The 16,740-nt window shown below is 50.2% G+C and carries 22 protein-coding genes; 4 read left to right on the forward strand and 18 right to left on the reverse strand.

Features of this window, described 5'->3' with window-relative positions:
- Positions 1 to 34: 34 nt before the first annotated feature.
- From ACOMG9_RS21385 to ACOMG9_RS21445, 13 genes are all read right to left on the reverse strand, one after another.
- On the reverse strand, positions 35 to 514 hold the full coding sequence (locus ACOMG9_RS21385; RefSeq protein WP_494529388.1) for a hypothetical protein: 480 nt from the start codon (positions 512 to 514) through the stop codon (positions 35 to 37).
- A gap of 55 nt (positions 515 to 569) precedes the next feature.
- Complete coding sequence (locus ACOMG9_RS21390; protein WP_494529389.1) at positions 570 to 959, reverse strand: hypothetical protein; 390 nt, start codon at positions 957 to 959, stop codon at positions 570 to 572.
- Positions 959 to 3,946, reverse strand: a complete 2,988-nt coding sequence (locus tag ACOMG9_RS21395) for a tape measure protein (protein WP_494529390.1) — start codon at positions 3,944 to 3,946, stop codon at positions 959 to 961. Before ACOMG9_RS21395 ends, ACOMG9_RS21390 begins: the two co-directional genes overlap by 1 nt.
- A gap of 93 nt (positions 3,947 to 4,039) precedes the next feature.
- Positions 4,040 to 4,333 carry a type II toxin-antitoxin system RelE/ParE family toxin gene (locus ACOMG9_RS21400; protein WP_494529391.1) on the reverse strand — a complete coding sequence of 98 codons (294 nt, stop codon included), beginning with the start codon at positions 4,331 to 4,333 and terminating at the stop codon, positions 4,040 to 4,042.
- Positions 4,320 to 4,571 carry a ribbon-helix-helix domain-containing protein gene (locus tag ACOMG9_RS21405; RefSeq protein ID WP_422138992.1) on the reverse strand — a complete coding sequence of 84 codons (252 nt, stop codon included), beginning with the start codon at positions 4,569 to 4,571 and terminating at the stop codon, positions 4,320 to 4,322. Before ACOMG9_RS21405 ends, ACOMG9_RS21400 begins: the two co-directional genes overlap by 14 nt.
- A 118-nt stretch (positions 4,572 to 4,689) precedes the next feature.
- Complete coding sequence (locus tag ACOMG9_RS21410; protein ID WP_494529392.1) at positions 4,690 to 5,433, reverse strand: phage tail tube protein; 744 nt, start codon at positions 5,431 to 5,433, stop codon at positions 4,690 to 4,692.
- Between the two features lie 25 nt (positions 5,434 to 5,458).
- Positions 5,459 to 5,860, reverse strand: a complete 402-nt coding sequence (locus ACOMG9_RS21415) for a hypothetical protein (RefSeq protein ID WP_257287970.1) — start codon at positions 5,858 to 5,860, stop codon at positions 5,459 to 5,461.
- The gene (locus tag ACOMG9_RS21420; RefSeq protein WP_317146044.1) at positions 5,853 to 6,455 is read right to left on the reverse strand and encodes a hypothetical protein; all 603 of its coding nucleotides are present in this window, start codon (positions 6,453 to 6,455) and stop codon (positions 5,853 to 5,855) included. Before ACOMG9_RS21420 ends, ACOMG9_RS21415 begins: the two co-directional genes overlap by 8 nt.
- Positions 6,439 to 6,738 (reverse strand): hypothetical protein, encoded by a 300-nt coding sequence (locus ACOMG9_RS21425; protein WP_317146043.1) that lies wholly within the window; start codon positions 6,736 to 6,738, stop codon positions 6,439 to 6,441. The genes ACOMG9_RS21420 and ACOMG9_RS21425 overlap by 17 nt, the downstream gene beginning before the upstream one ends.
- Positions 6,723 to 7,718 carry a major capsid protein gene (locus ACOMG9_RS21430; RefSeq protein ID WP_494529393.1) on the reverse strand — a complete coding sequence of 332 codons (996 nt, stop codon included), beginning with the start codon at positions 7,716 to 7,718 and terminating at the stop codon, positions 6,723 to 6,725. Before ACOMG9_RS21430 ends, ACOMG9_RS21425 begins: the two co-directional genes overlap by 16 nt.
- Positions 7,715 to 8,095, reverse strand: coding sequence for a head decoration protein (locus ACOMG9_RS21435; protein ID WP_422137686.1), 381 nt, complete (start codon positions 8,093 to 8,095; stop codon positions 7,715 to 7,717). The genes ACOMG9_RS21430 and ACOMG9_RS21435 overlap by 4 nt, the downstream gene beginning before the upstream one ends.
- A gap of 51 nt (positions 8,096 to 8,146) precedes the next feature.
- A complete protein-coding gene (locus ACOMG9_RS21440) occupies positions 8,147 to 9,133 on the reverse strand; it encodes a head maturation protease, ClpP-related (RefSeq protein ID WP_448218407.1) in 987 nt (328 codons plus the stop codon).
- A complete protein-coding gene (locus tag ACOMG9_RS21445) occupies positions 9,111 to 10,604 on the reverse strand; it encodes a phage portal protein (RefSeq protein WP_448218408.1) in 1,494 nt (497 codons plus the stop codon). The genes ACOMG9_RS21440 and ACOMG9_RS21445 overlap by 23 nt, the downstream gene beginning before the upstream one ends.
- Before the next feature lie 39 nt (positions 10,605 to 10,643).
- On the opposite strand from ACOMG9_RS21445, the gene ACOMG9_RS21450 reads away from it, so the two are divergent.
- Complete coding sequence (locus ACOMG9_RS21450; RefSeq protein WP_257287963.1) at positions 10,644 to 10,988, forward strand: hypothetical protein; 345 nt, start codon at positions 10,644 to 10,646, stop codon at positions 10,986 to 10,988.
- Here the strand turns inward: ACOMG9_RS21450 and ACOMG9_RS21455 are convergent.
- The 3 genes from ACOMG9_RS21455 to ACOMG9_RS21465 are packed head-to-tail and all read right to left on the reverse strand — an operon-like array spanning position 10,985 to position 13,524.
- A complete protein-coding gene (locus ACOMG9_RS21455) occupies positions 10,985 to 11,185 on the reverse strand; it encodes a phage head-tail joining protein (RefSeq protein ID WP_494529394.1) in 201 nt (66 codons plus the stop codon). The two genes, ACOMG9_RS21450 and ACOMG9_RS21455, sit on opposite strands and share 4 nt — an antisense overlap.
- Before the next feature lie 3 nt (positions 11,186 to 11,188).
- Complete coding sequence (locus ACOMG9_RS21460) at positions 11,189 to 13,039, reverse strand: phage terminase large subunit family protein (protein WP_494529395.1); 1,851 nt, start codon at positions 13,037 to 13,039, stop codon at positions 11,189 to 11,191.
- Positions 13,036 to 13,524: a hypothetical protein gene (locus ACOMG9_RS21465; protein ID WP_494529396.1), complete on the reverse strand. Its 489-nt coding sequence runs from the start codon at positions 13,522 to 13,524 to the stop codon at positions 13,036 to 13,038. The genes ACOMG9_RS21460 and ACOMG9_RS21465 overlap by 4 nt, the downstream gene beginning before the upstream one ends.
- Positions 13,525 to 13,678: 154 nt before the next feature.
- Here ACOMG9_RS21465 and ACOMG9_RS21470 point away from each other — a divergent pair, with 154 nt between their 5' ends.
- The 3 genes from ACOMG9_RS21470 (at position 13,679) to ACOMG9_RS21480 (ending at position 15,933) form a co-directional block, all read left to right on the forward strand.
- The gene (locus tag ACOMG9_RS21470; protein WP_494529397.1) at positions 13,679 to 13,852 is read left to right on the forward strand and encodes a DUF6900 domain-containing protein; all 174 of its coding nucleotides are present in this window, start codon (positions 13,679 to 13,681) and stop codon (positions 13,850 to 13,852) included.
- 19 nt (positions 13,853 to 13,871) lie between these two features.
- On the forward strand, positions 13,872 to 14,351 hold the full coding sequence (locus tag ACOMG9_RS21475; protein ID WP_494529398.1) for a DUF3489 domain-containing protein: 480 nt from the start codon (positions 13,872 to 13,874) through the stop codon (positions 14,349 to 14,351).
- A 934-nt stretch (positions 14,352 to 15,285) separates the two neighbouring features.
- On the forward strand, positions 15,286 to 15,933 hold the full coding sequence (locus ACOMG9_RS21480) for a GNAT family N-acetyltransferase (RefSeq protein ID WP_448218412.1): 648 nt from the start codon (positions 15,286 to 15,288) through the stop codon (positions 15,931 to 15,933).
- Here the strand turns inward: ACOMG9_RS21480 and ACOMG9_RS21485 are convergent.
- Entirely contained in the window at positions 15,930 to 16,298 is a 369-nt protein-coding gene (locus ACOMG9_RS21485) for a 3TM-type holin (RefSeq protein WP_494529399.1), read from the reverse strand. The two genes, ACOMG9_RS21480 and ACOMG9_RS21485, sit on opposite strands and share 4 nt — an antisense overlap.
- The gene (locus ACOMG9_RS21490) at positions 16,295 to 16,738 is read right to left on the reverse strand and encodes an N-acetylmuramoyl-L-alanine amidase (RefSeq protein ID WP_494529400.1); all 444 of its coding nucleotides are present in this window, start codon (positions 16,736 to 16,738) and stop codon (positions 16,295 to 16,297) included. Before ACOMG9_RS21490 ends, ACOMG9_RS21485 begins: the two co-directional genes overlap by 4 nt.
- Positions 16,739 to 16,740: the final 2 nt, after the last annotated feature.

Consider the following 16,740-nt stretch of genomic DNA (forward strand, 5'->3'; position numbering starts at 1 on the left):
TTTTATGTTGAAGAAGGATTAAACAAAAATTCAATTACCAGTACGGAGAGCCTTCCAAGTCAACTCCTTGCATTCTTATACGCATGGACGTACTCTGCGTAATAACTTTATTTTCAAGCAAAAATGCCATCACTTCTTCTGAGTTTTTATTGGATAAATATTCCAGAGAAAGCCCTTTACCTTTCATCCGATTAACAATTGAAGTGTACCAAACCTTATCCTTTCGAGCCCTTTCTTCGTCTGCAACCGAATTAGGATTTAACCTTGCCTCTGCTAAAGCAGTGTTGATTTCTTCCAGTTCTCTTTCCAACAACGATTTATCTGAAACAGATGTTGCAGTTGGCTGCAAGTTACTCTTTTTGGACTCTGGAGCTTCTTGTTTGGTTTCTTCTGGTTTTCTTTTGCAGGCTTTTTCAACTTTTCGAGATTCCCAAGAAGCATCATTTTCAGGCGCTTCAGACTTCTCGGGTTCAGAAAATGTAACCGACTTTCCCTCTGTTTTCCTTATATCCATCAGCTGACTTCCTTGTTCTGCTAGTCCTGACAGTATAGTTGTCGAGATAACCATTTCATGTGCCTTGAACTACCAATAATCGAAGAGAGAGCTGATAAAAATGATGGTCATCAGGATATGCAGAAGGTAGAACCTGCCTTGCTTCAATTGGGCTACCGCTAGTTCGGTCAAAAATGACAGTAAATTGACGCCCATCAGGAAGTTTCAGAAGCATGCTTTTATTGGCTAATTCACTGAGAGACTGCAGTTCAACGACTGTTGAACGATCTACCCAACCGGCGTCCAAACCTCCCGATAACTCTATGGGTCTACCCGATTGTTTTGACTGCTCCTGAACCAGCAAGCCTCCGGTCAGGCTGCGGTCCTGGCTCTGGGCCACAGGGTTCCAGTCGAACTCATTAATCCATAACAAATCGTCGGGCAGTGTGATGGTATCCAGTGTCATCAGGCAGACCTCATTCCGGCATTTTTCAGAGCTTCCAGCAGTCGTTTTTCATCACCCGGCTTAACGCCAACATCCACCTGACCTCCCGGATATTCCAGTCGAATGACTTTCTCTGGTGATCTACTTTGGGTGGGTTGCCTTTGGGTTTGAATACGTGATTTTTCCTGTTGGGCTTGCTGCTCCCTTTGCTTTTGTACTTTCTCTTGTTGCTGAAGCTGGTACTGTCGCTGCTTCTCGGCCCGGATCGATTGATTCAGCGAGAGCGCCTTCTGCAGGTTACTCACCGCCTCTGAGTCACCTTCTTGTTTGGCGATGGCCAGCTCCAGTTCGAGGTCTTTCTTTCGGGCTTCATAGCGGCGTTGCTCGATATCGTCCTGCTTACCCTGAAGGCGATCCAGTTCATCCTGAAGGCTGTCCAGTGTGCCTTGGGTGCTGTCTGACAGCCGTTGCATACTGTCATTGGCTTGCTCGATGGATTGATTCAAACGGTCCAGGTCTTGCTGGTCGAGCAGGTTCAGTTTGTCAGCCAGGTATTGACCATCGCTGGCCATCTGTTGGGCCGACACAGAGCCGTTTTCATAGCTCTGCACCAAGTCTTCCAGAGCGATCTTCTGCTCATAGAATTCTGCTCTTACTGAAGCGGCATTGGTGGCCGTTTCTTTCATCCAGCTTCCGATGCCGGTGGTATCCAGACCGACATTGGCAGTGACCATAGCCTGGAGTTCCTCTTTGGTTTCAGCCAGTGTTGCTTTCAGCTGTCCCAGCTCACCCAGGGTGTCTGTGGAATCAATCCGGGTAGCGCCTTGCATGGAGAGAAAAGTGTCTTCTGCCTGAGCACTCAAACCGTAGAGCTCGGAGGTGATGTTGTTGTAAAAACCCACTAAACCATTGAGTGTGCCGGATGCACGTTCTGCCCCCTGTGCCTGTTTATCACCGGCCTTATTCGCGGCATCGCCCAATGACCGGGCAGCCCCTGCTGCAGACCGGGCACCGTCTTCCAGCTCGGCCAGCTTCTCTGTGCTGGCCGCTAATGCTTCGTTGTATTGTTCTTGGGTCAGGGTACCGTCCGCGAAAGCTTGAGACAGTTTTACGGCCAGATCAGCCAGCTCTGTGCGGGTTTCGGCAGCATTGATCTGTTTCAGGGCATCGGCGGCATCGCTGAAGGCTTTCTTGGCGGTTTGACCGGATTCAACGTAGACCGAGTTAAGTTTAACAACGTCTTCCTCGACGGACGCTGTCGTTTTCTGGCTCTCATTACGGATAGCTTGCTGGGTACTTTGGCTGGATTGAATAATCACTTCACCCAGTGACTGCCAGCTGTTGTTAATGTCCTGCACATCTTCTTTCACCGCTTCCCTGAAACCCGCCGACACCGCTTTCAGTGATTCACCAAAGGACTGGAGTTTTTGGGCCGACTCTGTCGCACCTAATGCATCCAACAGACTGCCCATCCCCCCGGAAACGGATGAGATAACTTCACTGAACACCAGACCAAAAGACTTCACGGCCAGGGTAAAGCCATTAAACAACAACTGGACAGCATTACCCGTCAGAGTAAAGGTATTGTTGAGACTGGCCAGAGTAGAAGCAATACGCTGACTCGCAGATTGAAAACTGGTCACCACACCGTCAAACGTCAGCCCGGTAAAGTTGGCTTTGATCGCTTCACCCATCTGCACAAACGCATCGCTGATGGACTGAGCCAGTCGAGACAAACGACCATCTCCAGACATAATACTGATCTGGTCCGAAAGACTTTTTAGCTGATCCTTGGCATAAGACAGTGCGCCGCTCTGGGCCACTTCATCCAGAAAGTTCTGCCAGCTGTCTTTCAGGTTGCTGACATAACCGGACAACAGAGACATATTCTCAGCGGCAGCCCCGGCAGAGCTCTTGCCAATTTCCTCGATCAGCAGGGCAATGGTATCCCGACCCAGTTTGCCCGCTGTGGAGAGCTTCTGCAGTTCCTGAACATTTTTACCGGTGGCTTTTTCCAGCAACTCCCAAACCGGAACACCCCGCTCTACCAGTTGCAGAATCTCTTCGCCCTGCAACTTCTGCTTGGCCCAGGCCTGCCCAACCGCCAGGGAAATCCCATTCAGACGCTCCATGCCACCGCCCAGCTTGGAAGCCTGATCCACCATGGCCTGCATACTACCGTCCATGGGATCAAGACCGAACGCCTTCAGTCGTACAAAAGCCTCCGCCACCTGCTCCAGCTGATAAGGGGTTTCACGGGTAAACTGCTTGATCCATTGAATGGCCTGCTCACCCTCAGCCACCGAGCCCATCACGGCATTGAGTTGCACCCGCAAGCGTTCAAACTGATCACCTGTTCCCAGCAATCCCTGGATAGCTCGTTTGACGGTATATAACCCGACACTGGCAGCCACCAGAGCTCCCAATCGTTGAGACAAACGCCCTATACTGCCTGATGCGCGATCTGCATCTCGGGATAATTGCCTGAGGCCGGAACGTTTGAAGGAGTGAGCGGAACTCTTGGCTTTGGCATCCACTTTCTGCAAAGCGGAAGACGTCTCTTTCAGCTCCTTTTGCAGACGCTGCAGCTGAACAGACAGATTCTTATTGGAAAGCCCTGCCTGCTCCAAACTGCCGCGCAGCTCAGATAACTTCTGGCGCTGAGCCTTGTAAGAACGGCTGGCTGACACCACGGATTTACGAGCGGACTCCAGAGAACGCTTAAGAGACCGGGAAGGTTTCTCAGCCTGTTGAAACTCTCTGGCCAGTTTCTCAACCCTGATTTCCGCTTCCCGGTAGGCTTTGCCTGTATCTCGAACGGCTGCTGTCTGTTTTTGGAAAGACGACAGAAGACGATCTTGCTTCTGCAAATCAGACAGTTTTTGTTTGAGGGTTTGGGCTTCTTTGCGGATGGACTCGAGGGTGGTTACTGACTGGAGGACGGTTTTCGATAGGGTATCTTTGGCTTTGAGGACCAGCCGAATGGCGAATTCCTTAATGGATGACATGGTTCTCTCCATGGAATAAAACTAAAACAGTTGAGGAGCGACATCAGTGTCGTGAAAAGGTGGTGGGTGTGGATCTGCAGACTGATAGCCGTCTTACGCCTGAAATGTTTCAGAGATATCCTGTCTCCCCATAATCCGAACAATCAGGACATAATCTTCCTGAATTTGGTAATAAATGGAGTGAGAACCGTACACACTCATACGGTATCCCTTGCGGATATGCTCCACTGCCGGGTAGTGAAGTGGAAAATTCGCTAATTCTGTCAAACGGGCCTGCAAGCTATCGTGGTAATGAAGTGCCTGATCCAGACCAAAGTTATCAATGCCAAACTCAAGGATACGTTCTATATCCAAAGCAGCTTCATTTGATAGCTTATAACTCGCCATTTTTACGTTTTCGCTCCAGTACCTGGGTCACTATGTCTTCAGGAGTTAATTCGCTAATACCACTGTTTTCTCCTTTGATCAGTGCTTCACGAATCGCTTCAAGTTCACTTTTTCTGGATCGGGCTTGTCTGATCAGGTCATTAATGACATCGCTTTTACTACTGTATTCTTTGCTGTCAACCTGAGCCTTGAGCCACTCATCGTTGGGCTCGGTAAACGTGATGCTCTGTCTGGGCATGAGACTCTCTCCTTGGTTCATATATGCACCATATTAGCACCAAAAAAGAAAAGTGCACCTCGTTTATCGCACAGATTTTGTGTTGTCCATCAAAAGGAACACGTGGGAATTTTAGCGACTAGCCCGCCAGATCCAGCTGCATGAAAGAACTCAGCCCATTCCCTGAAATCGCCGTATCCGCCAGCACATCGACTTGTAGGGGAATGCTGGCGAAGTCATCCGAGATAAAACCCAGATTCTGTACCGGAGAGAACTTCACCCGATGCACCCGGATATTGAAGGGCAAGCCCTCCTGAGCATCATTCAATCCTTCCATAAACAAGGTAAACTCCCGCCCGGACTCTACGAGTGCTTGAACCATATTAGCCTTGAGCGGGGTGTAACTAACCTTGATGCCCTGGTCATCAATACCTCCACCTTCAATGACCTGAATGCCAGATTTCATCAGTTGGTAGTCATCACCTTCTACCAATACGGTATCCAGACTGTCTTTTACCGTGATGGTCTGACTCAAATCAGGTAAATGCCCGAAAGGAATTAATTCACCCGCCACACCATAGGTTTCTTGCGCTTCATCAGTCACCGGGGTGATCGCAGCCTCAGTAACACTGCCTCGAAGTGCCAGGGAGATATTACTGGCAGTGAAATCATGGGCTACCAGGTTGGCGGTAATGCCCGACACTCGGCTGATAACATTGCGATTGCCACCACCGCCCAGATAGTTTTTCAGCTCTTTACGATCTTCTTCAAAGCTGAAGTTAAACTCACTGACATTGCCAATGGGCAGCAGTGGTGCGGATTTGTCGTAAGGCTGAATATGGATACTGCCTGCACCAATAAAACTGCGGTCGATGGTGGACATAGAATTCTCCTTCCTTGAAGAGGATTTAAAAGACGGTTTCGAGGGTTAGGGTGATATCTGCAAAGGACAATTGTCCCTGACTGGGAGCAATATCAAACTGGGTTTCAGAGAAGGTCAGCTTGCGGCAATGTTCTGACAGGGCTTTATCATTGCTCAGGGCTTGGCGAATCGTTCTGGAGAGCTCCAGCAAGGCATAAGTTGCCCGGTCATTGGTCGGCACCACAGCGCTGAGATTAAAAAGCCATTGATCTTTACGACGGCTGCCCTGTTGTTGTAACTCACTGATTGATTCCAGTTGCACCAGTACGGCTGGCGGCTTCAGACCCTGTTCAATGCCGGTGGCAGCATAGCCCAACAATACCTGATTACACACTGTCTCCAGAACACCTACCAAAAGGCTAACCAGTTGTTGTTCTGGGTTAAGCATGACCGGCTCCGTTGACGATGAAATTCAGTTCTTGCTGCATCAGGGTGGCAAACCGCTCCAGTAAAATGGGCTGAAGCTTTTCCAGCACCTGAATGGCACTGTTCAGGATCGGCAAAGTCTTCTTTTCCAGGGGCAAGCCCATCCACATCATGCGCCCGGATTTTTTGGAGCGCTGGTATTTATGCCGCCAGTTGGCTTTTCGCCTGAAGACCATCGAGTGTGTAGCATTGACCGGCTGCATTAAAAAAGCCCCTCCCCAGAAATGCTTGCCAGTTCTGACACCTTGTTTGGTCTGTCTGGGTTTGCCCAGATAATGGGCCGGTATATCCCAGGCACCAATCCAGATCACCAGACTATAGCCTTCACTCCCTCGCTCACCCGGTTGCAGGAGATTGACCTTGACCCGGCCCAGCTCTTTTAGCTTCTTTTGAGTAATGCCTTGCTCTCGAGCTAATGCTCTCAGGGTTCGTCGTTCAGCAAAACGGGTTAACTTCCTCAATGATCTTCGAATGGCGAGCTGGAGAGTTTCCGGAGTGTTCTTGAAGTAATGGATCAACTCGTCAATGCTGTCATCCAGCTCAAGCTCCAGCTTCATGGAGTGACCACCAGTTCATTTGACCATCGCCTTTCAGTTTCCGGTCAATGGTCCATTGTTGTGCTGCAGAGATCACCTCATCACCTCGACTCACCTTTACATCATTGGGCAATGCCAATGTAGTGACCTCTTGCAACACCTGTTCATAAGGACCGGTAGGCATCAGCTCCCGAGTCAAAATGCCCGTCACTTCCAGCCTACTGTCATCTGACTTTTTCAATGTGACAACCTCCCCAAAGGTAGCCAGTACCTGCCGATTCAGATCACTTAGCTCATCTTGCATTTGATCACGGCTCTTGGCTTAAGACAGATGGGCAGTGGGTTGGACTGAGTGTGGACCTGCACGCCTTTATCGAAGTCGAGAATTTTCTGTTTCGCGTACCGTGGCAGACCAATGGTATTCACGGTTTCGATAAAGTCCGCTGGGGCAAACCAGGTGCGGAAGATGCCGGTGCCTTCCGGGATCACGTAAGCTTCATCCGGTTTAATGAAAGGAATATCGCCTACCTGTCCACGATACTCTTCCCAATCGATATCACCGAACCGGAATCCGGTCTTGGGATCATTGCGCAGTAAAACGCTGTCCTGATAGCGATGGTAAGCATCTTTGACGTAATCGTGTCCGACCAGAGCATCATAAAAATCAGCACCACAGAAGGCTCTTAATCCAGTGTAAGGCTGAGCGCCCAGAGCCGTGTCTACCTTCCTGCGAAGAGCCACACACTCTAACCGGATATCCGTTTCAGCCGCACTGAATTTAAAGGTATGGGTTTGCTGAGTGACACCGAATTCCTGAAACAGGTCGTAGATCACACTGGTACCATCGGCATCGAGAATCTGTCCCTTGATGGCTCCCAGTCGAAGGTGCTCCAGGGTCACTTCATGATTGGCATTCATGGACGACAGTCGATCATTAACCACCGTTTTCACCCCTTCCAAAGCACTCTCAGAACCAAAGGCCCGGACATTGCGCACCTCGTCAGCAATGATGGTGGAGTCATAGGGAATATGAGGGATCACAAAACTGCGTACCTTGCGCTTGCCTCCGCGAGCCTGGGCAGCCGGAGCACCCCGCTCGGAAGTGGGTAGCAGGATCAATTCACCATTCCGTGACTCCACAATGGCTGTGGTGGTGTTAATGCCACTTTCAGTAAACAGCCCCAGTTCACCGATACGCCCAGGCTTATAGGGCATATCGTTCAGAGTTGCAGTCAGGCTGGTAAGACTGAAGGCATCGTTGTTAAAAATATCCAGCAAGTTCATCCCTGCTCTCCTGTCCTGAGAATGATATCCAGTGACGACAGCTCCTCAACCGCCGTCGTTTTTTCTTCGTCAGTGATGCCTTCCGGCCAGACCAGTAACTCCTGATCCACTTCTGCCAGTCGGGCAATGATGACGCCCTCGCCGCCTGTGGCATCGGTAATGACATGATCCCAAAGCACTCCAGCCGCCATTTGCAAACCTGTGACAGCTGCCGGATCAATAGGGCCATAAACATCTGTAGAGGTATTCTTGCCAAGAATGGTTCCGGGCAGTAGCGCCAGATCTGGAGCCAGTTCGACCAGCTCGCGGCTGATGCTGTTGTTTCCTTCGGACACGATAAATTCGCCAGCATGCACCGGCTCTGTCATCACAGGCATGGTTCAGTTCCTTTGAGTGAGAAAGGGAAAATTAAGAAAGGGTGAGTGGTTTCAGGCTGCCGATTGACCGTTACGCTTGCGGTAAACGGCCTGGGTATCCACCAGAGGCTGGATTTTTTTATCCTGCTGATTGGGTGTCAGCTGGTTATTGATGCTGTCGTCATCCTGCAAGAGCAGATCAAACAGCTCAGTGCGTACCTGAGCTTCCGTCTTGCCAGACTGGATAAACTGTCCGGCTCGATCTTCACAGTGCGCTGCTGCACACAGGGATTTGATCGTTTCACATTCCGCCAGGCGAGCTTTGACGTCTTCGACACCCTGTTGCTGGCGGACAAAAGTTTCAGCCATTTCCGGGTAACCGGCCTGATTACACAAGGTCATCACTGCCAGGGCATGAGCGCCTTTATCCCCATTTTCAGATTCAGAGTTTGCGGGCTGAGGTGGATGCATAAAGCTGGAAAGATCAAAATGGGCCGCCATTTTTACCGGCGCTTCCACCTCATCAATCAGGCCATGGCCTTGGGCTTCAGTGGCGGTGAACCAGGTCTCCTCATCCATTAGTTTCAGCATGGCTTTCAGATCCAGTTCACAGCGATTGCAGTAGGTCTGGGCAATGACCTCCGTGGTTTTGTCCAACGTATCCGCCATTTTGCGCAGCTCACCGGCATCACCTCCGACCCAGCCGAAAGGATTGTGAATCATTAGCAAGGCATTTTCAGCCATATGTATGGTGTCGCCTGCCATAGCAATGACACTGGCGATACTGGCCGCCAGCCCTTCAATCCGGACATGGATGTTAGCCTTGTGGTAACGCAGGGCGTTGTAAATGGCGACTCCGTCAAACACTGAGCCACCGGGGCTGTTGATCCGAACGGTAATGTCATCCGTGTCCAGATCTTTCAGGCTGCTGACCAGTTGCCGGGCAGATAAGCCTGCCCAATCGCCAATTACATCGTAAATCAGCAACTCCGCCGGTTGGCCGGACTGATTTTTCAACGTGAACCAGGCCCGGTTCTTATTGAGCGGCTTTTTGTTCATCGTTCTCGGGTTCCTCTTCCATGATGGTGTTGTTTATTCCCTGAGTTCTGGGATCACTGTCGTATTGCAGCTCCAGCTCGTCGGCTCGCTGGTTATCTGCTGCGATCTCATCGTCAATTTGTTCGCTGTCGTAGCCTTGTTCAGACACCACTTCCGAGCGAGATTTAAAACCGCTGCGGACTGCCAGATTCTGGGACTGCACATCCTGAACCGGATGAATATAAGCCCAGCCCTGGGGAATCCATTTCACCTTGCGATAGTGCGTTGGGTTTCGATGAAAGTCCGGGGCTGAAATCGCCCCACTGAGTACGGCCAGTTCCAGCCATCGTTTCCAGACCGGGCGACAAAGTTGGAATACCATCAAATTATGCTGGATCTGTTGAATACGACGGCGGAACTCATTAAGCACCACCCGTAAAGCCCGGTCACTGACGCCTTTCATATCGCCGGACAGGATCTCATAAGGCAGGCCAATACCCGCCGACACCGCCATCAGTTGCTGACGGATAAAGTCTGGGTAATTGCTGGCCGCTCCCGGTGGTGTGTTAAACGTTATTTCTTCACCCGGTGACAGCTCCTGCATGGTGCCCGGTTCCATCGCTACCATAGGAACACCTTGCAGGTCATAGACAATGGGCCGACCAGTCAGCGGATCGACCTTTTCCGTTTCCGGAGCCGGTTTGGTGATAAAGCCGGTGAACAGGTTGGCGATTTCCTGCCGAAGCAGCGTGGCATCATCGAATTTGTCCAGGTGATACATTCGAAGCAGTACCTGGCTCAATAAAGGTTGACCACGCAGCTGGCCTGGCCGCAGCAGTTCATAAAGATGCAACACCTGATCGGCAGGCACCCGTCGCAGGTCGGCAGTATCCAGTGTGGTGTAATCCGAAGGATGCTGCTTGTGCATCCAGTAAGCGACACGCTGCCCGATGGCATTAAACTCAATGCCTGCACGGATCTTATGACCCTTTTTCAGATCATCGTGGTAATCCCAGGGGACAAACTCCGCTTCCAGCAATTGCAGCTGCAGCGGCACACTCAAACCATTGCCGGGTTTGCGAGGACGGAAGCGAACAAAGCACTCTCCGGCCTCCAGTACCGAGCGCATGGCCAGAGCCTGCTGGCCATAAAAATCGAGCTGGCCATCGGCATCGGATTCATCGGTCCAGTCCAGAAACAGGGCCTGTAACTCTTTACGAAACCCATCATCCCGGGCTTCTGACTTGGGCTTGATGCCAGTGCCGACAATATTAGCGACCAGCTTTTCCAGCCCGGAAGCGGCCCAGGGATCATTACGAATCGCAGCCCGAGAGCGGTTGATCAGGGTTCCAAGATTTCCGGTCAGTGAATTATTGGGGCCGGTAGAAGGCGCAATCCAACTCTGACTTCTTCGCCCCTGACCTGCCGAGGTATAAGCCAGGTTTTTCAGTTCGGGCAGTAGCCAGCCTGCAATACGTTGTTTCAAGCCCATTCAATCATTCCCGAAAGCTGTGCTAATGTAAAAATCACTATGAAAAAGAAAACAGACACCGACTGGAAACGCTTGGAAGCAATGTCAGATGAAGACATTGACACCTCTGATATCCCTGAGCTGGGCGATTATTTCTTTGATCACGCTGAACAACATTCCTTCCATGATGAACCGCTGACTTGGAGGCAAAGGTTCTGCCTTTCACTTCGCCTATGGTTTATGTGGCTACCAGCTCTCATTGTATTTTTAGGAACCTGCTACTTTTTGTGGGCCGAATCCACATTATGGTTAACAGACCCCATACTGGCTTTTGCTTGTGCAGCCTTCATAGCTCTTTTTGCCACCGTCATTTGGTTTTGTATCCTTTTCGGCTTGGGAAATTAAATACCCTTTGACGAATAGACCCCATATTGCCGGGGTCGCTTCTGTTGCTTGATCAATTCCCGCTCAATGGCCTGCAGTCGCTTTTCCATTTCTGAGAAACTGGCATACTCCACTTTGCGACCTTCAAATTCTACGGTGCGGGTTTCTCTCAGTAACACGGCTCGTTTCAAAGCCTGATATTCAGCTTCTGTGATCATGCGTTATCCATTATTCAGGTAGCTACTGCGAGAAAATCGTCGGGATCGGGCTTGAGTCAGAGCCTCTGATTCAGACGCTTCTACCCTGATTTCTGGCTCCGGACGTTGAGCAGCCAACTGCTCCAGATCCAATCCCCGGTGTTGCTGCAAAATACGCACTGCCGTCAGGGCATAAACCCGACAGTCCAGCGCTTCATTACGCTTCTTGCGAGCATCCCATTCAAAATAAGCGACCCCGTGCTTATACTTGCGAACCTTCTCTTCTGCCGTGGCCTGCTTGAAGTAATCTTCATCAAAACAATCCTTCACCGGCCAATGGCAATAGCCAGCGCCAGGTTCAAGAATTCGGTAACGCTGATAGATCAGTTCTTTGGCCGTGTCGGTGCCCACCAGAGTCAGGTAGACGCCTTTCTTGTTTCGTGTTTTCGGGAAAGTGGCGATGGGTTTGCCAGACTGGGATGCACCCTTGATCGGGATCAGCCAGTCAGCACCTTGCTTGCGGGAGAAGGCGTAGACCTCATCGGTAAAGTGACCGCCTGAGTCCACACAAATCTGGGCGAGGTTCATCAATACCCCATCCTGCCGCCGATAAGTCGTTCTGAGTTTGTCTGCCAGAATCTTCCAGATTTCCGGGCGACTCAGATCGCCATAGAGCCGGATGTAATCAATAGACCAGCTCTCTTCACCGGCACCCCAGCCCACTACTTCATACTCCACCCGGTCATCCTGAACATCGATACCGCAGGTCAGCACTTCTACTGGCCAAGGTACTTCAGCAACATAGTGCTCACGACGCTGGTAAAGTAATTCGTAATCGACGGTTTCTCCGGCTTCCTGCCAGGTCTGGCCCAACACGGTATTGGTCCAGTCTTTCAAGAGAACCGGATCATCTTTGGCCGCCAGAAAATCCGCTACTGCATCTTTCCAGCTGTACCAGCCATTAGGGCTGTAGAGTGAATTCAGATGGTAGCCCCGGATTTTGCCGTCACTCTCTGGATTCTGAGGCTCCCACTGCCCATTCTCCAGTAATCTGGGTTTGTTATGTTCCTGCATACGATGTTGACACTGGATGCATTCAAAACAAGCCGTTTCCGGGTTCTGGTTTTCAAACTTTATCTGCTGCCACTCAATGGGTTGCATGTGCCCACAATTCACACAAGGCACATGGTATTGTCGCTGGTCACTGGCCTGATAAGCCGATTCAACCTTGCTGGCCCCGGCAATATTAGGTGTTGACACCATCAGGATTTTTCGATTGCGGGAAAACGTCGCCGTCCGTTTAATGGCCAGATTGATAGGACTGCCTTCCCCATCTACATCATCTTCGTAGGCATCCACTTCATCCAGAAACAGAAAGCGGGCAGGCATGGAGCGTAAGCCTGTGGCGGAGTTGGCTCCGGTGATGATCAGTACACCATTAGGAAACTCCTTCACCATCTGAGTATTGCCAGAATCCCGGGAACGAGGGTCTTTCACCCGCTCCCGCAAAATCGGCATCTCTTCAATCATCGGCGCTATGCGCTGCTTGGAGGTTCTCTTGGCCATATCCAACGTCGGCAGCACATACATCATGGGACCGGGCGTATGATGGATCACATAGCCCAGCCAATTATTGCCACATTCGGTGCCACCGACCTGTGCACCTTTCATAAAAACGACACGTTCCACATTCGAAGAGGGTGACAGACAATCCATAATTTCTTTGAGGTAAGGCGTCCGAGCGGTTCGCCAGCGTCCGGCCTCTTTGGCCGCTTTCATTGGCAGAATGCGATATTCATCGGCCCACTCTGAAACGGTCAGTCGTGTGTCAGGTTTCAGACCTGCAAAAAAACCATCCAGATAAGGTGAAGTCATGGGCCACTCAACTCAGAAAGGATTGCTTCCAGTTCATCCATCAACAGCTGCCGTACTTTGCGAGGATCGGTTTCTGCCGCCAGGACATCGGCCTGTCGATCCGGGATGCCCAACAAAGCATCCCTCAGCATTCTTGCTGCCCGGTAAGCATCTTCTCGAACTTTGCTGGCTTCGGTGAGCTTTCCGGCCTTTTCCTCGTACTCCATCTTCGCCATCTTGGCCCTGAAAGCTTCCCGCATGGTTCGAGCCGTAACGAAATCCACCGCCTGTCTTGAATCAGTGGGGACCACTGGCAGGGTATCTCGGGAAGCAGGTTTTCTCAGCACAGTCGAGGGCTCAGACTGGGCCTGGATGGCCTTCAAGGCCTCATCCGGATTGACCTTGCCCTTGTGCAGACGAATCTTGCCGGACTTGACCAATTTGGCCACATATTGGCGGCTCCAGCCTTGACGTTTGGCGAATTCCGATTGCGAGATGAGTGTCATAGCGATCTGTATAACCTCCTCTGTCCCGCTTTGGCCGGATGCGCCCTCCTGTTTCCGACAAGCTATTGATTATTAATAGTTTTTTCCTTGATAACCACCGGTTATGGAGCCTTACTGTACATAACGCAAACAAGCATCAAAAAGGAAACAGGCCATGAATAAGAAGACCGAACAAGCCCTGGAAAACATCGCCCAAAAGACCCTGCTAATGGACACCCTCAAAACCCGAAACACTTCGGAAGACTTCGAGGAAGTCGCCGTCTGGCAAGTCAGAAAGGCTTTGGAACAGGCTTATCAATTGGGCCTGAAACAAGGCCAAAAACAATAACCCCAAAAGGAGAAGCACCATGAAAACGACAAAACTCACTGCTACCCAAGAGACTGTTCTGAAGCAAGCCGCTGAGACAGGAACTCTCCATACCTCCGCACTCACCTTGAAGGGTGGTGCCCGGAAGAAAGTGCTGGACAGTCTGACCAGCAAAGGCTTTCTGATCCCCATGAAAAAGGCTGACACCTACGACATCAGTCCGCAGGGCAAGGCAGCCATTGGCCTCCCGGTAGACGACCAACCTGCTCGGAAAGGCAAGATCCGCACTGGCATCAAGCTCCATAAGGTGATTGAGCTGCTGAGCCGACCCGAGGGCGCTGAGATCGACGAAATCATGCGCGAGACCGGCTGGCAGCAGCACACCGTTCGCGGCACCTTGGCAGGAGCCTTGAAAAAACGACTGGGGCTGACCATTGAATCTGAGAAGCCTGAAGGCAAGGATCGCATTTACCGGATCACCGCCGGGCTGGAAGCGCTCTTTCAGGGTGAGACTTCATGAGCACCCGCTCCTGAATTGCAAGGCGGCTGGTGACGGTCGCTATTGCTCCATTCATGAGCAGTTTATAAATCACAAAAAAAGAAAATCCCCGCACAAAGCGAGGCCTGAAGAGAACAACCGGGGTCGTTATAAAGTCCCTGGCATCCTGCTTTTTTTCTTAGGGCTTCCGTCGGTTCACATCACTGTGACACCGTATCACTTCATCCCTGGGATAATGATTCACTCAACTAAAGGTCTTAGCCTGATTGTTGATGGCTCCATTTTAAGCACTATGCCATTTCCTCCAACCCGCTGAGATACTGAAAACAATGCCAATCTCCCGTATACGGACATAAAAAATATTGCTCGGAGCAAAATGACAAGTGCTGATTATCAGCAGTGAGCGGTTTTTATTATTATTTTGGCTGTGTTTATTCTTATCCAGAGAGCTGGCGTTTAGTGTTCTTATTGCCAGACTCCGAAACAATCCACCCTGAATAGCGGCAGGCTACGTATTTACCGAAACAAAAGAATTGATCTGGATCAACGAATTCTGGTTGACAATCTGAACGTCAACCGGGAGTAAGCAGGTTGACAGAAAATAATTTAGTTGACGTTGAAACCCTTATGGTTACTGGCCTGCATGAGATTATGTCAACCGCTGTCAACCCCGATTTTCACTCTGTCGCTGGCGCTTTTCCGCGCTGATGCATACCCGCACTAGAAGACGCCTCCCAGGGACCCCGGAAAAGCCGTCAGAAGATGTTTATCAAGCGTTCTCTTCGATCCCGAGACGCTCCCTGTATTTAAAAAGAAGCTCTCAGAGCGGCTTAAATTAAGCCTCAGCCTTTCCATGTTCTTGTCACCTTTCTTCCTTTAGCAAACACAACTACCACTGAACTTATTTGTAGATTTATTGTCAAAAGTTACCGATACAGGCAATGAGGAAACAGGGATGATCTCAAGCATTGATACAATGGTTAAACCACTCCAAAACAAACAGCTATCAACGGAGCTTTTAGAGCGAGCCAAATACAAAGGCTTTCGTGTTGAAGCTATCAAAGGTCTTTCTGATGAATCCTATTCTGTTAACTTTGGAAGGTCTGAAAACTACAAGATTCCACGATCTCATAGGACTTTCATGAAAACTTTTCTTCGTGATACCCAATCACAAAGGATTTCGGATAGATATAAAGATGACGTGATATTTGAATTACACAGCATTAGAAATAGAAAGCTGGCCGGTTTCGTTTCTTTAAAAAAGACAGCAGACTGTAAGCCTTCTGAGCTTTGGCTGAGCAAGCTTGCTGTCACTCCCAGTTTCCAGGGTAAAAAGCTGGGTTCATACCTTTGTGACTGCGCTATGGATTACGCAAAAAATGCAAATATCTCAACACTGAAGCTACTGGCAGCAAGAGATGTTGTTGGCTTCTACCAAAAAAAAGGCATGAAAGTAGTGGCTGGCGGTTGTTCATCCTTGTCAGAGGTACACGCTTATATCAAGCCTGTATCGAAAATAGAAACCTCTGCTTCATCCTATTTGGACTTACACATCCCAACTAACCGAACGACCAGACACGTTCCATTAAAAGAACTCAGTTAGTGTTTAATTGTGCTGACCACCTTTTCCAGTCCCCGGCTGGCTATGTATCCGCCAATACCCATCTGGATAATGCTGAACAGTTTCAGTTCCACTGCCTCAGTTAGATTCGGTGCTGACCAACCCATCCAGCGACACACGACTAATGCCGTAAAGACCAGCATCACCATGGGTCGCCAGTTCCTTTGCAGCCAGCTTTCACCCTGAGCTTCGGCTTTAACAACGCCAGCCTTTTGCTCCAGTTCATTCAGCTCACCGTTGAGCAGCATCTTGCTCAATTCCGCTCTGGCTTCCCTGGCTTTGTTAGCATCAGGAAAAAGCTTGTCGATGACCTTCCCGATCACCGGGATGGCAGCCACCAGACTCACCGTTTGCCTCCCAGCAGTCCTTCCTGTCTGAGCCACTGGTGCACATCAAAGTTGGGACAGGTCTTCACCTTACTAAAGTGATGATGACCATGCACGACAGCGTTTGAATAAATAGATTGATGGCCAGCCACCAGAAGCTTCAGCATTCGCTTCTGTTCCGGAGTGAAGTTATCTTCTGGCTCATTGTGTTCATTCAGGCCACCCACCAAACAGATGCCAACACTCTCATGGTTGTGGTATTTCACATGAGCACCCCAGTCTTCAATAGGACGACCCTGCTTTACGGAACCATCCCTCTCAATCACCCAATGGTAACCAATATCGAGAAAGGCCCGCTCCATGGTGTGCCAACGTTTGATGTCGTCAAAAGTAACGTGTTGGTTGGCTCGGGTGTCCGAGCAATGAACGACGATGTAATTAGTTTCCTTACGCTTGCCCATGA

The sequence above is a fragment of the Endozoicomonas sp. PH6C genome (assembly GCF_059322965.1).

What these genes read in the sequence shown, in the direction of transcription:
- ACOMG9_RS21385 (WP_494529388.1), bottom strand. Translation starts at nt 514, where the DNA reads ATGGATATAAGGAAAACAGAGGGAAAGTCGGTTACATTTTCTGAACCC.
- ACOMG9_RS21390 (WP_494529389.1), bottom strand. Translation starts at nt 959, where the DNA reads ATGACACTGGATACCATCACACTGCCCGACGATTTGTTATGGATTAAT.
- ACOMG9_RS21395 (WP_494529390.1), bottom strand. Translation starts at nt 3,946, where the DNA reads ATGTCATCCATTAAGGAATTCGCCATTCGGCTGGTCCTCAAAGCCAAA.
- ACOMG9_RS21400 (WP_494529391.1), bottom strand. Translation starts at nt 4,333, where the DNA reads ATGGCGAGTTATAAGCTATCAAATGAAGCTGCTTTGGATATAGAACGT.
- ACOMG9_RS21405 (WP_422138992.1), bottom strand. Translation starts at nt 4,571, where the DNA reads ATGCCCAGACAGAGCATCACGTTTACCGAGCCCAACGATGAGTGGCTC.
- ACOMG9_RS21410 (WP_494529392.1), bottom strand. Translation starts at nt 5,433, where the DNA reads ATGTCCACCATCGACCGCAGTTTTATTGGTGCAGGCAGTATCCATATT.
- ACOMG9_RS21415 (WP_257287970.1), bottom strand. Translation starts at nt 5,860, where the DNA reads ATGCTTAACCCAGAACAACAACTGGTTAGCCTTTTGGTAGGTGTTCTG.
- ACOMG9_RS21420 (WP_317146044.1), bottom strand. Translation starts at nt 6,455, where the DNA reads ATGAAGCTGGAGCTTGAGCTGGATGACAGCATTGACGAGTTGATCCAT.
- ACOMG9_RS21425 (WP_317146043.1), bottom strand. Translation starts at nt 6,738, where the DNA reads ATGCAAGATGAGCTAAGTGATCTGAATCGGCAGGTACTGGCTACCTTT.
- ACOMG9_RS21430 (WP_494529393.1), bottom strand. Translation starts at nt 7,718, where the DNA reads ATGAACTTGCTGGATATTTTTAACAACGATGCCTTCAGTCTTACCAGC.
- ACOMG9_RS21435 (WP_422137686.1), bottom strand. Translation starts at nt 8,095, where the DNA reads ATGCCTGTGATGACAGAGCCGGTGCATGCTGGCGAATTTATCGTGTCC.
- ACOMG9_RS21440 (WP_448218407.1), bottom strand. Translation starts at nt 9,133, where the DNA reads ATGAACAAAAAGCCGCTCAATAAGAACCGGGCCTGGTTCACGTTGAAA.
- ACOMG9_RS21445 (WP_448218408.1), bottom strand. Translation starts at nt 10,604, where the DNA reads ATGGGCTTGAAACAACGTATTGCAGGCTGGCTACTGCCCGAACTGAAA.
- ACOMG9_RS21450 (WP_257287963.1), top strand. Translation starts at nt 10,644, where the DNA reads ATGAAAAAGAAAACAGACACCGACTGGAAACGCTTGGAAGCAATGTCA.
- ACOMG9_RS21455 (WP_494529394.1), bottom strand. Translation starts at nt 11,185, where the DNA reads ATGATCACAGAAGCTGAATATCAGGCTTTGAAACGAGCCGTGTTACTG.
- ACOMG9_RS21460 (WP_494529395.1), bottom strand. Translation starts at nt 13,039, where the DNA reads ATGACTTCACCTTATCTGGATGGTTTTTTTGCAGGTCTGAAACCTGAC.
- ACOMG9_RS21465 (WP_494529396.1), bottom strand. Translation starts at nt 13,524, where the DNA reads ATGACACTCATCTCGCAATCGGAATTCGCCAAACGTCAAGGCTGGAGC.
- ACOMG9_RS21470 (WP_494529397.1), top strand. Translation starts at nt 13,679, where the DNA reads ATGAATAAGAAGACCGAACAAGCCCTGGAAAACATCGCCCAAAAGACC.
- ACOMG9_RS21475 (WP_494529398.1), top strand. Translation starts at nt 13,872, where the DNA reads ATGAAAACGACAAAACTCACTGCTACCCAAGAGACTGTTCTGAAGCAA.
- ACOMG9_RS21480 (WP_448218412.1), top strand. Translation starts at nt 15,286, where the DNA reads ATGATCTCAAGCATTGATACAATGGTTAAACCACTCCAAAACAAACAG.
- ACOMG9_RS21490 (WP_494529400.1), bottom strand. Translation starts at nt 16,738, where the DNA reads ATGGGCAAGCGTAAGGAAACTAATTACATCGTCGTTCATTGCTCGGAC.